This window comes from Paragemmobacter ruber (assembly GCF_009908315.1).
Taxonomy (GTDB): Bacteria; Pseudomonadota; Alphaproteobacteria; order Rhodobacterales; family Rhodobacteraceae; genus Paragemmobacter; species Paragemmobacter ruber.
This window is the reverse complement of the sequence record NZ_JAAATW010000002.1, coordinates 288,035-301,154: the sequence shown is the minus strand read 5'-3', so window position 1 is coordinate 301,154 and position 13,120 is coordinate 288,035. Positions and strand designations below refer to the sequence as shown.

At 68.4% G+C, this 13,120-nt stretch carries 11 protein-coding genes; 6 read left to right on the top strand and 5 right to left on the bottom strand.

All coding sequences use genetic code 11. The annotated features are described in order from the left end of the window. The first annotated feature begins 57 nt into the window (after window positions 1-57). The 5 genes from GU920_RS09845 (at window position 58) to GU920_RS09825 (ending at window position 6,435) form a co-directional block, all read left to right on the top strand. Window positions 58-741, top strand: coding sequence for a TetR family transcriptional regulator C-terminal domain-containing protein (locus GU920_RS09845; protein WP_161766854.1), 684 nt, complete (start codon window positions 58-60; stop codon window positions 739-741). Continuing rightward, window positions 738-1,922: a pyridoxal phosphate-dependent aminotransferase gene (locus tag GU920_RS09840; RefSeq protein ID WP_161766853.1), complete on the top strand. Its 1,185-nt coding sequence runs from the start codon at window positions 738-740 to the stop codon at window positions 1,920-1,922. Before GU920_RS09845 ends, GU920_RS09840 begins: the two co-directional genes overlap by 4 nt. After that, window positions 1,919-3,493 carry a 5-guanidino-2-oxopentanoate decarboxylase gene (locus GU920_RS09835; protein ID WP_161766852.1) on the top strand — a complete coding sequence of 525 codons (1,575 nt, stop codon included), beginning with the start codon at window positions 1,919-1,921 and terminating at the stop codon, window positions 3,491-3,493. Before GU920_RS09840 ends, GU920_RS09835 begins: the two co-directional genes overlap by 4 nt. Window positions 3,494-3,646: 153 nt before the next feature. Beyond that, entirely contained in the window at window positions 3,647-5,044 is a 1,398-nt protein-coding gene (locus GU920_RS09830) for an aspartate aminotransferase family protein (protein WP_161766851.1), read from the top strand. Beyond that, on the top strand, window positions 5,041-6,435 hold the full coding sequence (locus GU920_RS09825; protein ID WP_161766850.1) for a glutamine synthetase family protein: 1,395 nt from the start codon (window positions 5,041-5,043) through the stop codon (window positions 6,433-6,435). Before GU920_RS09830 ends, GU920_RS09825 begins: the two co-directional genes overlap by 4 nt. Window positions 6,436-6,533: 98 nt before the next feature. Here the strand turns inward: GU920_RS09825 and GU920_RS09820 are convergent, their stop codons facing one another. Next, the gene (locus GU920_RS09820) at window positions 6,534-7,142 is read right to left on the bottom strand and encodes a response regulator transcription factor (RefSeq protein ID WP_161766849.1); all 609 of its coding nucleotides are present in this window, start codon (window positions 7,140-7,142) and stop codon (window positions 6,534-6,536) included. Between the two features lie 170 nt (window positions 7,143-7,312). Between GU920_RS09820 and GU920_RS09815 the strand changes: the two genes are divergently transcribed. After that, the gene (locus GU920_RS09815) at window positions 7,313-10,018 is read left to right on the top strand and encodes a hybrid sensor histidine kinase/response regulator (protein WP_161766848.1); all 2,706 of its coding nucleotides are present in this window, start codon (window positions 7,313-7,315) and stop codon (window positions 10,016-10,018) included. Here GU920_RS09815 and GU920_RS09810 read toward each other — a convergent pair. The 4 genes from GU920_RS09810 to GU920_RS09795 form a co-directional block, all read right to left on the bottom strand. Beyond that, window positions 10,005-10,736 (bottom strand): CbiX/SirB N-terminal domain-containing protein, encoded by a 732-nt coding sequence (locus GU920_RS09810; protein WP_161766847.1) that lies wholly within the window; start codon window positions 10,734-10,736, stop codon window positions 10,005-10,007. The two genes, GU920_RS09815 and GU920_RS09810, sit on opposite strands and share 14 nt — an antisense overlap. A 70-nt stretch (window positions 10,737-10,806) precedes the next feature. After that, entirely contained in the window at window positions 10,807-11,742 is a 936-nt protein-coding gene (locus GU920_RS09805; RefSeq protein WP_161766846.1) for a LysR substrate-binding domain-containing protein, read from the bottom strand. Window positions 11,743-11,849: 107 nt separating this feature from the next. After that, complete coding sequence (locus GU920_RS09800; RefSeq protein ID WP_161766845.1) at window positions 11,850-12,527, bottom strand: DUF1028 domain-containing protein; 678 nt, start codon at window positions 12,525-12,527, stop codon at window positions 11,850-11,852. 102 nt (window positions 12,528-12,629) lie between these two features. Then, on the bottom strand, window positions 12,630-13,043 hold the full coding sequence (locus tag GU920_RS09795; RefSeq protein ID WP_161766844.1) for a RidA family protein: 414 nt from the start codon (window positions 13,041-13,043) through the stop codon (window positions 12,630-12,632). Window positions 13,044-13,120 lie beyond the last annotated feature (77 nt).

The following is a 13,120-nucleotide window of genomic DNA, read 5'->3' as shown; positions in this document are numbered from 1 at the left end:
CCTTGCCCCGGGGACCAAACTCCCTTATTGTTCGAACGTATAACTTCCATTCCTATCATGCCCGCACCCGCCCACCGCCGCAGCTATCGCCGAGAAGGGGAAGAGAAACGCCGCGATGATCTCATCGCTGCGGCCATGTCGCTTGTCGCCGAAGGCGGGCCCGAGGCGGCCACCGTCCGCGCCATCGCCGCCCGGGCGGGCGTGACACCGGGCCTGATCCGCCACTACTTCCAATCCAAGGAAGAACTGACCCACGCCGCCTATCGCCATGTCATGGAGTCCATGACGCAAGAGGCCGTCCGCGCCGTGGAAACGCTGCCCGCCGATGATCCCTTGAGCCGCCTTGCCGCCTTCATCGCCGCCAATTTCCGCCCTCCCGTGATGACACCCCTGCTCGTCGGCGTCTGGGCAGGATACATGCATCTCGGCCGCAACGATCCCGTGATGCACGCGATCCATGAAGCCACCTATCTTGGCTACCGCGACCGGCTTCAGGCCCTGATCGCGGCCCTTCCCCGCCCGTCCGACCCCGCCCGCGACCGGCGCGAGGCCATCGCCTGCAACGCCCTGATCGACGGGCTGTGGATCGAAGGCGGCTCACTGCCCGACAGTTTCGATCCGGGCGAGGTGACGCGCATCGCGCTCGATGGCATCGGCGCGATGCTGGGCGTCACCTTCCCCGCCACCGCCTATCCCGCCACCGCCTATCCATCCTTGCCCGACAGAAAGACCAACCCATGAGATACGCCCCCGTCACCGACCGCCTCGCCGATCTCGGCGGCGCCAAATGGGAAGTCCATGCCATGGCCCGCCGTATGCAGGCCGCGGGCGAGGCGGTGATCGAACTGACCATCGGCGAACCCGACGTTGCCACCCCGCCCGCGCTCTTGGAAACCGCAGCCGCCGCGATGCGCGCGGGGCGCACCGGATATTCCAACGGGCGCGGCGAACCCGCGCTGGTGGCCGCCTTGGCCGCCCGCTACACCGCGCGGCGCGGCCGCACCATCGGCACCGATCAGGTGATGTGCCTGCCCGGCACCCAGACCACGCTCTACGCTATCCTGCAAACGCTGGTGACGAACGGCGACGAGGTGCTGGTCGGCGATCCGATGTATGCCACCTATGAAGGCCTGATCCGCGCCACCGGCGCCACCGTCATCCCCGTGCCGCTGTGCCCCGAGGCAGGTTTCCGCATCCGGCCCGAAGACATCGCCGCCCGCATCACCCCCCGGTCGCGCGTTCTTTTCCTCAACAGCCCGCACAACCCCACGGGCGCCGTCCTGTCCCGCGATGACCTTGCCGCCCTCTGCGCCCTCGCCGCCGCCCATGACCTCTGGGTGCTCTGCGATGAGGTGTATGAGGATCTCTGCTTCCCCGGCGTCGCCTTTGCCTCGCCGCTCGATCTGCCCGAATATGCTGACCGGGTGATCGTCGCCTCCTCCATCTCCAAATCCCACGCCGCCCCGGGCTTCCGCTCTGGCTGGTGCGTGGGCCCGGCCGAATTCTGCACCCGGCTTCTGCCCCTGTCGGAAACCATGCTCTTCGGCAGCCAGCCCTTCATCGCCGACATGACCGCCGCCGCCGTCTCGGCCCCCTCGCCCATCGCGGCCGAGATGATGGCCCGCTTCCAGCGCCGCGCCACCCTGATCCATGGCGAACTGCATGGGATCGAGGGGCTTGCGGTCCACATGCCGCAGGCAGGCATGTTCGCGCTGCTCGACATCCGCGCCACGGGCCTGTCGGGCGATGCCTTCGCCCGCGCCCTGCTTGCGCAATCCAAGGTCGCCGTCATGCCGGGCGAAAGCTTCGGCACCGCGCTGGCAGGCTGGGTGCGCCTGTCGCTCACCCAACCCGATGACCGCGTGCAAGAGGCCTGCACCCGCATCCGCGCCTTCGCCGCCACCCAGAGGAAAGCGGCATGAGAACGGTTGGCCAAGCCCTCGTCGAAGGGCTCAGGGCGCGCGGCGTCGAGGTGGTCTTCGGCATCCCCGGCGTCCACACCATCGAACTTTACCGCGGCCTCGCAGGGGGCGGCATCCGCCATGTCACCCCCCGCCACGAACAGGGCGCGGCCTTCATGGCCGATGGGTATGCCCGCGCCAGCGGCAAGCCCGGCGTGGCTTTCGTCATCACCGGGCCAGGCCTTCTGAATGCCCTCACCGCCATGGGGCAGGCCAAGGCCGATTCCGTGCCGATCCTTGTCATCTCCGGCGTGAACCGCCGCGCCTCCCTGGGGCGCGGCCTCGGCCTGCTGCACGAACTGCCCGATCAGGCGGCCATGGTGCGCCCCCTCTGCCCCACCGAACGGCTGGAAGATCCGGCCCAACTCGAACCCCTGCTCGACCGCGCCTTCGCGCATCTGCTGACCGGTCGCCCCGGCCCCGTGCATATCGAGGTGCCGACCGATGTGATGCCCCTTGCCTGCCCTGCGGCGCCCCGCGCGCCCCTGCCCGCACGCCCCGCCCCAGATGCGACCCAGATCGCCGAGGCCGCCCGCCTGCTGAACGAAGCCCGGCGCCCGGTGATCCTCGCGGGGGGCGGCGCGCGCGGCTGCGACGCAGGCCTGCGCCAACTGGCGGAACGGCTCGACGCGCCCGTGATCCTCACCGTCAACGCGCGCGGGATGCTGCACGGCCACCCGCTTGGGCTTCCCGCCTCCCCCTCGCTCGACGCGCCGCGCGAGCTGATCCGCCAGTCCGACCGCATCCTCGCCCTCGGCACCGAACTTGGCCCCACGGATTACGATATGTATGTGCGCGGCGGCTTCCCCGACCTGTCCGAAATGATCCGCGTCGATGTCTGCGCCGAACAGTTGGCCCGCCACCCCGCCGCGCTGACGCTGCAAGCCGAAACCGCCGCCACGATCGCGGCCCTCCTGCCCCATCTGGCACAAAAGCAATCCGACGGCCCCGCCCGCGCCGCCACGGCCCGCGAAAAGGCCCGGGCCGAGCTTGCCGCCCTCCACCCCTCCATGCCCGCCCAACTGGCCATGGTCGAGGCGATCCGCGCCGCCCTGCCCGGCGCGCAGATCGTGGGCGACAGCACGCAGCCGGTCTATGCCGCCAACCTCTATTACGATCACGACCGCCCCGGCGGCTGGTTCAACGCCGCCACCGGCTTTGGCGCCTTGGGCTTCGGCCCGGGTGCCGCCATCGGTGCGGCAATCGCCCATCCCGGGACCCCCACCATTTGCCTGATCGGCGACGGCGGGTTGCAATTCGACCCCGCCGAACTGCGCGTTGCAGTGGATGAAGGCCTGCCCGTCACCTTCGTCGTCTGGAACAATTCCAGCTACCGCGAGATTGCCGAGGCCATGCGCGACGCCCAGACCGAAATCATCGGCTGCACGCCCTCGCCCCTGAACCTCGCCCCCTTTGCCGCCGCCTGTGACCTGCCCTTCCAGAGCGTGGCCGAAGATCCCGCCGCTCTGCGCGCCGCCCTCGCCACGCCGCAGACCGGCCCCCGCCTGATCGAGATCCGCGTCACCTCCTGACCGCCCAGCGCACCCCCGCCCCTTCATCTTGGCCCAAATACCCAAATCCCCCCGGCAGCCCCCATCCCGGGCGCCGGGCCTGGGGCGCATGCGGCATTTGCATTTGATCAAATTCCGCGCCATAAGCGCCCCACAGGACAAGAGGATCGCGCCATGGCCAAGGCTCAGACGCTCATCGCAGGTATCCCGAAGGATCGGCTGGAACAGATCGCCGCGCGCGAGGCGCGCCGCTTCGCGCAAAGCCGCCCCAAGGCTGCCGCCGCGCTGGCCCGCGGCGCGGGCGCCTTCCTTGGCGGCGTGCCGATGCACTGGATGTCCGACTGGCCGATGCCCCACCTGCCCCTCGTGGCCAAGGCGACCGGCGCACGCCTGACCGATATCGACGGCTATGGCATTGATGACTTCTGCCTTGGCGATACCGGGTCGATGTTCGGCCATTCGCCCGAACCCGTCGCCCGCGCCATCCGCAAACAGGCCAAGCGCGGCCTGACCTACATGCTGCCCACCGAAGACGCGATGGAGGCAGGCCGTCTTCTGACGGAAACCTTCGGCCCCTTCCGCTGGCAGATCGCCACCACCGCCACCGATGCCAACCGCTTTTCGCTGCGCGTGGCCCGGGCGGTGACGGGGCGGCCTAAGGTGCTTGTGTTCAACGGCTGCTATCACGGCACGCTCGATGACACGATGGTGGAACTGTCCCGGGGCAAGACCGTCAACCGCGCGGGTCTGGTGGGCCAGGTGCAGGACCTCACCCGCGGCGCGGTGGTCTGCGAATTCAACGACCTCGCCGCCGTGGAAAAGGCCCTCGCCAAGGGCGATGTCGCCGCCATCCTGACCGAACCGGTGATGACGAATTGCTGCATGGTCCTGCCCGATCCGGGCTTCCTCGACGGCCTGCGCCGCCTTGCCACGCAACATGGCGCCCTCCTCATCATCGACGAGACGCACACCATCTCCACCGGGCGGGGCGGCTATACCCGCACCCATGGCCTGTCCCCTGACATGTTCGTCGTGGGCAAATGCGTTGCGGGCGGAATGCCCACCGCCGTCTGGGGCATGACACAGGATGTGGCCGACCGTTTCGCCGCCTATAACGCAACCCGCGCCCCCGGTCATTCCGGCATGGGCACCACGCTTTCGGCCAACCCGATGCAATTCGCCTGCCTGCGCGCCACGCTGGAGGGCGTGATGACGCCGGAAAACTACGCCCATATGGAGGCCGGCGCCGAACGCCTCGCCACCGGCCTTGCCGCCGCGATCGAAAAACACAAGGCGCCGTGGCACGTCGTCCGCGTCGGCGCGCGGGTGGAATTCATCTGCGCCCCCGGCCCCCTGAAGAACGGCTCCGCCGCGCACAAGGCCCACCAGCCGCAGGTCGAGGCCGCGCTGCATACAGCGCTTCTAAACCGCGGCTGCCTGATCGCGCCCTTCCACAACATGATGCTCGTCAGCCCGGCCACCAAGCCGCGCCAGATCGACCGCCTGATCGCCGCCTTCGACGAAATCCTGACCGATCTCTTCACCCCTGCTTCCGACCGAGTTTCCGCATGACCGACCGCATCAGCCCCTCCGGCTCCACCCCGGCCGAGGCCGAAGCCTTCCTCGCCGCCCATCCCGAGATCGAGGCCTTCGACATCGTGCTGCACGATTCGAACGGCATCGGGCGGGGCAAGATCATCCGTCGGCATGAGCTTCTTTCCTTTTTCAACAATGGCCGCCACCTGCCCATTTCCATCCTCGGCCTCGACATCTGTGGCGAGGATGTCCATGAGACCGGCCTGATCTGGGATCAGGGCGATGGCGACCTGCGCGCCTGGCCCATTCCCGGCACGCTCGTGCCGCTGCACGCCACCCAGCCCCCGCGCGGCGAGGTGCTGATGTCGCTCTACGATCTCGACGGCAATCCGATGACCTCGGACCCGCGCCACGCCCTGCAGCGGCAGGTCGATGCTATGGCAGCCGAGGGCCTGCATCCCGCCGGTGCCTTCGAGCTGGAATTCTTCCTGCTCGCCAATGACCGCGGCCCCGATGGCAAGGTGCAGCCCGCCCGCGACGTGCTCGATGGCCGCGGCTCGCACAAGACCGAGGTTTATTCCGTCGATCACCTGCATGGCATGCTGCCCCTGTTCAGCGATATCTACGCCGCTGCCGACAAGGCCGGGATCAAGGCCGAGACGATGATCTCGGAATATGCGCCGGGCCAGTATGAACTGACGCTGCACTACCGCACCGATGTCATGCAGGCCGCCGATGATCTGATGCGGCTGAAGCGGATCGTCCGCCTGCAGGCCCGCCAGCACGGCGTCACCGCCTGTTTCATGGCCAAACCGGTTGAGAAATACGCAGGCTCCGGCATGCATTTCCACGTCTCGCTTCTCGATGCGGCGGGCAGGAATGTCTTCGTGGAGGAGCGCGAGGGCCAATGGAACCCTACGCTCCTGCACGCGCTGGGGGGCCTGCGCGCGACGATGGGGGAATCCATGCTGATCTTCGCCCCCCACGCCAACAGCTGGCGCCGCTTCGCTGCGCAAAGCTATGCCCCGGTCAGCCCGACCTGGGGCGTGAACAACCGCTCTGTCGCGCTGCGCATCCCGGCGGGCGACATCAAGGCCCGCCGGATCGAACACCGCCCCGCCGGGGTGGATGCCAACCCCTACCTGGTGGCCGCCACCGTTCTGGCCGGCATCCGCCACGGGTTGCGCAACAGGATCGACCCCGGCCCGGAAACCACGGGCAACGGCTATGCCGATGCGCAGGATGCGCCCCCCATACCGGTGGACTGGCGGCAGGCGATCGAGGCCGCCACCGCCTCGGCCTTCCTGAAAGAGGCGCTCGGCGCGGACATGCACCGCACCTTCACCGCGATCAAGGCGGCCGAATATGCCCGCGTCTCGCGCACGGTGAGCGAGGTCGATTTCGACCTCTACCTGCACACCGTCTGACCGCGGCGGGGCGCACGAATTTCCTTCGAAAATTCACGCCCCGCCCCCATCCGGGGCTGACTCTTCGCAGGAAAATCGTAGCCCTGCAGGTCGCTGCCTCAGGTCAGACCCGCATCCCGCGCGATCATGGCCGCGTGGGTGCGGTTCTTCGCCCCCAGCTTGCGGCTCAGCGTCTTGACGTGCAGCTTCACCGTCACTTCCTGCAGGTCCAGATCGCGCGCGATCTCCTTGTTCGATTTGCCCTGGCAGATCCCGCGCAACACATCCGTCTCGCGCCGGGTCAGCGACTGCAAGGTCAGCGCCATCTCTGGCTCTTCCATCAGCAGCGAGATCGGCGCGAACACATCGCCAGAGGCCATCAACTGCACCGCCGCGATCATGGCGCGTGAGGCAAGCGTCTTAGGAACAAAGCCCGCGGCCCCCGCCTCCAGCGCGGCCTTTGCCAGATCGCGCTGCGCCGTGCCGGTGATGATGGCCACCGGCACCCCCTGCCCTGCCGCCAGCGCGCGGCTCAGGCCCTCAAGCCCGTTCATCCCAGGCATCGTGTAGTCCAGAAGCACCAGATCATAGCGCGGCCCGTCCGACAGCGCCTGCAATGCTTCGGGCAGGGTCGCCACGCAGCGCACCTCGTCAAAACCTTCGGCCAAAAGGAAGGCGGCGAGCGTCTCCCGCACCAGATCATGATCATCGGCCAGCAAAAGCCGCATGTGGCGCGTCCCCCTCTGTGGGGCAACGCGCCCCTGATACCAAAACGACACTCTCGATGCCGAGTTTACCGCGTTAAACCTGCTGGATTGCAAGCCTCTTGTGCCATAGTTTTTTGCAGTGTCGCCGCCGCACGCACAGGACCACGGCGCGCAGGGATCAGGAGATTGGGGTGCCACAGCATGTCTGGGCAGGTCGGCTGCGGCTCGGGGTGGCCTTGGCGCTTGCGCTGGCCTGCCTCGTCATCATTGGGCTGCTGGCGCATGAGGTGCGCGCAAAGCTGGCCGCGCTGCAGCGCGCCTCATCGGACAATGCGCAATGGGTGATGATGCAAACAGAGGTCGAGGTGCTGCGCCTGCAGGCCGCGGTGCATCTGGCCCGCGAAAACCCCACCTCGCCCGCGCTAGATGAGGTGCGTCGCTGGTTCAACATCGTCTACAGCCGCATCTCCATGCTGGAACAAAGCGCCATCTACGCCCCGCTGATGACGCAACCCGCCTATCAGGCCGATCACGCCCGCCTGCGCGGCTTCGTTGACAGCCGGGTCGCCACGATCGACGGCCCCGACACCCGCCTTGCGACAGAATTGGCTGCGATGGAACGCGACTTGCCGGAAATCCGCGGCATCGCCCGGCAGATGACCCTGAACGCACTGGCCGACTTTTCGGCACAATCGGACCAGAACCGCGCGTCGATCTCGGTCATCCTGCTGCGACTTGCCTTCGTCTCGTTCGTCCTGCTCCTGATCGTGGCGGGGGTGGCAGCCGTCCTTGCCCTGCAGATCCGCCGGTCCGAGGCGCAGAAACGCGCCCTCGCCGACACTGGCGCCTGGCTGTCCACAATCGTCGACACCTCTGCCGATGGCATCGTGGCAACCGATCTTGACGGTGTCATCCGGGCCTTCAACCCCGCTGCCGAGGCGATCTTCGGCCTCTCCGCCAGCGCGGTTCAGGGCAAGAACGCGCTCGACGCGCTGCTTGTCGAAGACGCGTCCGGCGGCCCCCAGCGCGATGCGCTGCGGGCCGCCCTGCGCAATCCCGATCCTGCCGCCGCACCTCTCCGCATCGAGGTGGACGCCCGCCACGGCACGCGGGGCAGCTTCCCGGCCGAGGTGTCCATCGCGCGGTCCCGGATCGCCGAGGCGGGGCTGATCGTCGCCTTCGTGCGCGATATCTCGGACCGTCGCGCAGCCGATGCCGCCCTGACCCGCGCCCGCGACAGCGCCCGCGCCGGCGAAAGGGCCAAGGCGGAATTTCTGGCCGTGATGAGCCATGAGATGCGCACGCCCTTGACCGGCCTGATGGGATCCATGGAACTCTTGCGCAGGTCCATCGACAACCCCGACCAGCAAGAGCTTTTGTCGGTGATGGAGACATCGGGCCAGATCCTTCTCGATCATGTCAATTCCGTTCTCGATGTCTCGCGTGCCGAGGCGGGGTCCATCGCGGTGGATCGCTCGACCTTCGATCTTGACCGTCTGCTGGATGACGTGGTCGCCAATCAGGCGGGTCTTGCCGCGGCGGCAGGCAATCATCTGACACATGCAAGCCTTACCGGCCGTTTCGGCCTGGTCACGGGCGACCGGGGCCGCCTGCAGCAGATCCTTCTGAACCTGATCGGAAACGCCGTGAAATTCACGCATGGCGGCGAAATCCGGATCGAGGCGGAACGGCTGGGCGGCACCCGCGACCTTGTGGAAATCCGGGTCACCGACACGGGGATCGGCATTCCCGAGACCGATCAGGATCGCATCTTCGACGATTTCGTCACCCTTGATGCAAGCTACGGTCGCAGCGCCGGGGGCACGGGTCTTGGTCTGGGGATCGCACGCCGCCTGGCCCGGGCGATGGACGGCACAATCGGCGTGGAAAGCGTCGAAGGCGAGGGCAGCCTGTTCTGGCTGCGCCTGCCCCTGCCTGCCGCGGGCGCGGAAAAGCTGCTCCCCGGTCCCGTCCAGCGGCCCCCCACTGCCACAGCGCCTGCCCCCGTGCCAACCCAAGCGCCACCCGCCGCACCGTTTGCCGGATCAAGGGCCGAACCCGGCATGGGTCCACCGCAATCCGTGCTTCTGGTCGAAGACAACGCCATCAACCGGTTCCTGCTTCGACGGTTCCTCGAAAGTGGCGGCCACCGCGTGACAGAGGCCTGCGATGGCGTGGACGGTGTCGAGCGCGCGACTGAGATGCGATTCGATGTCATCCTCATGGATATCTCCATGCCCCGCTTGGACGGTGTGGCCGCGACCGAAACGATCCGCAGCGGGAACGGCCCGTCAGCGCAGAGCCGCATCCTGGCCCTGACCGCCCATGCCTTGCCGCAGGAACTGGCCCGCTTCCGCGCCGCCGGAATGGAGGCGACCCTCACCAAGCCGATCACGCGCACGGCCCTGCTTGCCGCCGTGGCAGGCACCCTGCCCGACACCGCCCCCCCTGCTGCGCCGCTCAATGGCGACACAGCCATAATGGATGATGAAAGCCTTGCCGATCTGGGCACGCAGCTTGGCCCGGCCACCGCACACCGCCTGATCGCCCGCTTGATCGACGAGGCCGATGCCATCGTGGCCCAGCTGTCCCGACTGGATCCGGCAGCCGATGCCGGGCAGATCGCCAAGCTGTGCCACACGCTTGCGGGCAGTTCCGGCACCTTCGGGACCCGGGGCTTGCGTGTTGCGCTTCAGTCCGTGCAAACGGCGCTCAAGCTGCAACTGGACGGGCAAGGAGCTGACGCCGAAACACCGGAACGCCGCGCCGCGCTGCGGGCGGTTCTCGCTGCCATTCCCCCGGCCTGGGCGGCCTGCCGTGCCCGGCTTGTCGCCGAACAGGGGCGGCTTGCGACCGCAATCCCTGACACCCCGCCCCAGGTCGTCAGCGCCCGCTGATCGCGGCCCGCAAAACGCGCCGGATCAGCCCCGGCACACGCGCATCAAGGCCGACGGGCGCCAGAACATCCCCGGTAAAGCCCGCCTCGGCCAGGGCATTCGGCAGATCGTCCACCACATGCCCGCCACGCGCGGCGAAGAAAGGCAGCACCAGCGACCCGGGCGGGAATGCGCCCGCCGCCTCGACGATGCGGGGGGATTGGTCGATGAAGGCCGCCTCCACCCGCGCAAATCCGCCCTCATCCCGCAGCCGCGCCGCCATGGCATAGGCCACATCGGACGGGGCGCTGCTGCGGAAACTTCCATGCGCCGCCAACAGCACGGGCAGATCTTGCGGCGCCACCCCGCGCCGCGCCGCCGCCTCGCGCGCGATCAGAAGGGTCAGGTCCTGCACCCCCGGATCCATCCCGAAGGGGGCCAGCACGCGCCACCCTGCGCCGCCCGCCTCTGCCAGCCGCTCGGGCAGGTGCGTCCTGGTGAACCAGCCGCCCGCCATGAACAGCGGATAGACCAGCCCATGCCCGCCCGCCGCCGCCACCGACCGCTCCAGCGCGCCGGGTTCGGCCAGCGTTGCCGCGCCGATGTGCCAATCCGGCATCAAGGCCTGCACCTTGGCCGCCAGAAAGGCGATCTCGGCCGCCGCAGGCAGGGGATCGGAGGGTTGGCCATGGGCCACGATCAGGGCCGCCGGGCGGCGGATGTCTGGATTTTCGCTCATGCCCGCGACATAGCCACGCCGCACCATCCGTCAACCACCCGCGCGCCACAGCACCGCGAAGGAACGCCCCTCATCCGCCCGGCGCGGCCAAGCCCGGCAACGCCTCGGCCGTCAGTTCGGCCCGGCAGTGATCCACGAAAGCCGCCACCGTCCGCCGCAACGGCCCGCCGCGCGGAAGGATCAGCCCCATCCGCATCGGCGCGCGCGCCGTAACCAGCGGGACAAAGACCAGCCGCCGCCCATCCGGCGCCCGGTCCGACCCCAGGCGTATGTTGGCGATGGAATAGCCGAAACCATTGGCAACCATCGCTCGCATCACGCCCATATCCCTCGTGCGTTCGGCAATCCGCGGCAGCACCCCCTCGGTCTCGAAGAAGGACAGGAAATAGGCCGCGCTATAGGGCAGATCGAGCAACACCATAGGATAGGGCGCAAGCTGTGCCGCCGTTATCTGCGAAAGCCCCGCCAGCGGGTGATCTTCGGGCAGAAGCGCATGCGGCGGCAAGGCGAGGAGCGGGCAGAACTCCAGATCGGGCGGCAGTTCCAGATCATAGGACAGCGCCGCATCCAGCCGCGCGTGGCGCAGCGCCTCGATCAGTTCGGCGTGGTCATGCTCGGATTGCCGGAAAGCCACCTCGGGATGGGCCCCCGCAAAACCGCGCCGCAGGCGCGGCAGCACCACCTGCGCAAAGGTCAGAAGGCAGCCCACCGCCAGCGGTCCACGCACCTGCCCAGTCAGTTCCGCGGCCAGATCGACCAGCGCCCCGCCCGAAGCCAGCACCGCCCGCGCCGCATCCGTGACCTGCCTCCCGCCCTCGGTCAGGGACAGGCCCTGCGCGTGCCGCCGGATGAAAAGGGGCAGCCCGAATTCCTGCTCGAGCTGCGAGATCGCGGCAGAGATGGACGGCGACGAGACATGGCACCGCTCCGCCGCCAGCGCCACCGATCCGCATTCCGCCACGGCGACCAGATATTCCAGTTGGCGAAGGGTGAAACGCAACGGCATGACCACAGGCTAACCCTGCCGCGGCCATGGCGGCAACCCTTCCCTGCCCCCGATCCATGCACCCCACCCCCGGCCCCTCCCCGCCCGCGGGGAGGGGGGGGCGGCCCTCAGCTTTCCCCCGCCACCCCATAGGCCGGCGCCGCGCGCGGATCGCGCGCCCGCTGGACATAGGCCGCCATCTGCGGCGCATAGACGGACCAGGCCCGCGCCAAGGCCTCTACCGGTCGCGCCTCGTCGGACCAGTCGCAGCGCAAATCCGCCACGGGCCAGCTTTCGCCATCCACGATCAGAAGCCCCGCGGAATGGACCGGCCCCGCCTCGCCGCCCGCGGCGAGCCCGGCTTGCAAGCCGGCCAGAAGCCGGTCGCCAAACCCGCCCGTTGCGGCCTGATAGCCTGCCACCATCGCCGCGGGAACGGCCTCATCGGCCAGAAGGTTACCCCCGGCGATCACCCCCGGCCCCTCGGCCAGGCCCCATCGGCCAAGGATCTGGCCCCCGCAGAAACCGGCCACCTGCCCGCGCGCATCCACGCACATCAACTGCCGATACTCCACGAAGGCAGCCTCGGCCATTACCGCCGCAAGGGCGGCCCGGGCATCCTGCCCCGCCGCCATTCGCGCCAGCAGTGCAGGCCCCAGGGTCGGATCGGTGATGTTCTGCGTCGCCGCCACCCCCACGCCCGCACGGGCATGGGCGCAGCGCGCGGCCACGGCGGGCGAAGAGGATGAGATCACCATCCCGAAGGCCCCCGTCTCGGGGCAGCGGGCAAGAAGCGAGAAGGTCATGTGTCACCTCGGGTTGGCCCGCGTCGCCGGGTATTTGGGCCAAGGTGAAACGGCATGTCCATCCCGGCCTGAACGCCACGTGCGGCGCGGATGCGGGTCGGATCAATCGGGGATCACGGCGGTGGCGTCGATCTCCACCAGCCATTCGGGACGCGCCAGCGCCACCACGACAAGACCGGTGCAAACAGGATGCACGCCCCGGATATACTCGCCCATCGTGCGGTAGACGGCCTCGCGGTGGCGGACATCGGTCAGATAGACCACGAGCTTGGTGACATGCTCCATCCGCCCCCCGCATTCCTCGACCAACTGGCGGATGTTCTGCATGACCTTGTGGGTCTGCTCGACCGGGTCATGGCTTTCGATATTCTTTGCCGTGTCGAGATCCTGCGGGCACTGCCCCCGCAGAAAGATCACCGTCCCCCGCGCCACGACGGCCTGGGCCAGATCATTGTCCAGCTTCTGTTCGGGATAGGTGTCCTTGGTGTTGAACTTGCGGTGGCGGGTATGGGCCATGATGCGTCTTTCTGAAGGGGTGTCCTGCGGCGGCGACCGGGGGTTTTGCACCCCCGGACCCCCGCAGGATATTTGGA

Bases quoted from the DNA above. Each gene is read 5' to 3' on its own strand.
- GU920_RS09845 (WP_161766854.1), top strand. From the start codon at position 58: ATGCCCGCACCCGCCCACCGCCGCAGCTATCGCCGAGAAGGGGAAGAG.
- GU920_RS09800 (WP_161766845.1), bottom strand. From the start codon at position 12,527: ATGACCTTCTCGCTTCTTGCCCGCTGCCCCGAGACGGGGGCCTTCGGG.
- GU920_RS09805 (WP_161766846.1), bottom strand. From the start codon at position 11,742: ATGCCGTTGCGTTTCACCCTTCGCCAACTGGAATATCTGGTCGCCGTG.
- GU920_RS09840 (WP_161766853.1), top strand. From the start codon at position 738: ATGAGATACGCCCCCGTCACCGACCGCCTCGCCGATCTCGGCGGCGCC.
- GU920_RS09825 (WP_161766850.1), top strand. From the start codon at position 5,041: ATGACCGACCGCATCAGCCCCTCCGGCTCCACCCCGGCCGAGGCCGAA.
- GU920_RS09835 (WP_161766852.1), top strand. From the start codon at position 1,919: ATGAGAACGGTTGGCCAAGCCCTCGTCGAAGGGCTCAGGGCGCGCGGC.
- GU920_RS09830 (WP_161766851.1), top strand. From the start codon at position 3,647: ATGGCCAAGGCTCAGACGCTCATCGCAGGTATCCCGAAGGATCGGCTG.
- GU920_RS09810 (WP_161766847.1), bottom strand. From the start codon at position 10,736: ATGAGCGAAAATCCAGACATCCGCCGCCCGGCGGCCCTGATCGTGGCC.
- GU920_RS09820 (WP_161766849.1), bottom strand. From the start codon at position 7,142: ATGCGGCTTTTGCTGGCCGATGATCATGATCTGGTGCGGGAGACGCTC.
- GU920_RS09795 (WP_161766844.1), bottom strand. From the start codon at position 13,043: ATGGCCCATACCCGCCACCGCAAGTTCAACACCAAGGACACCTATCCC.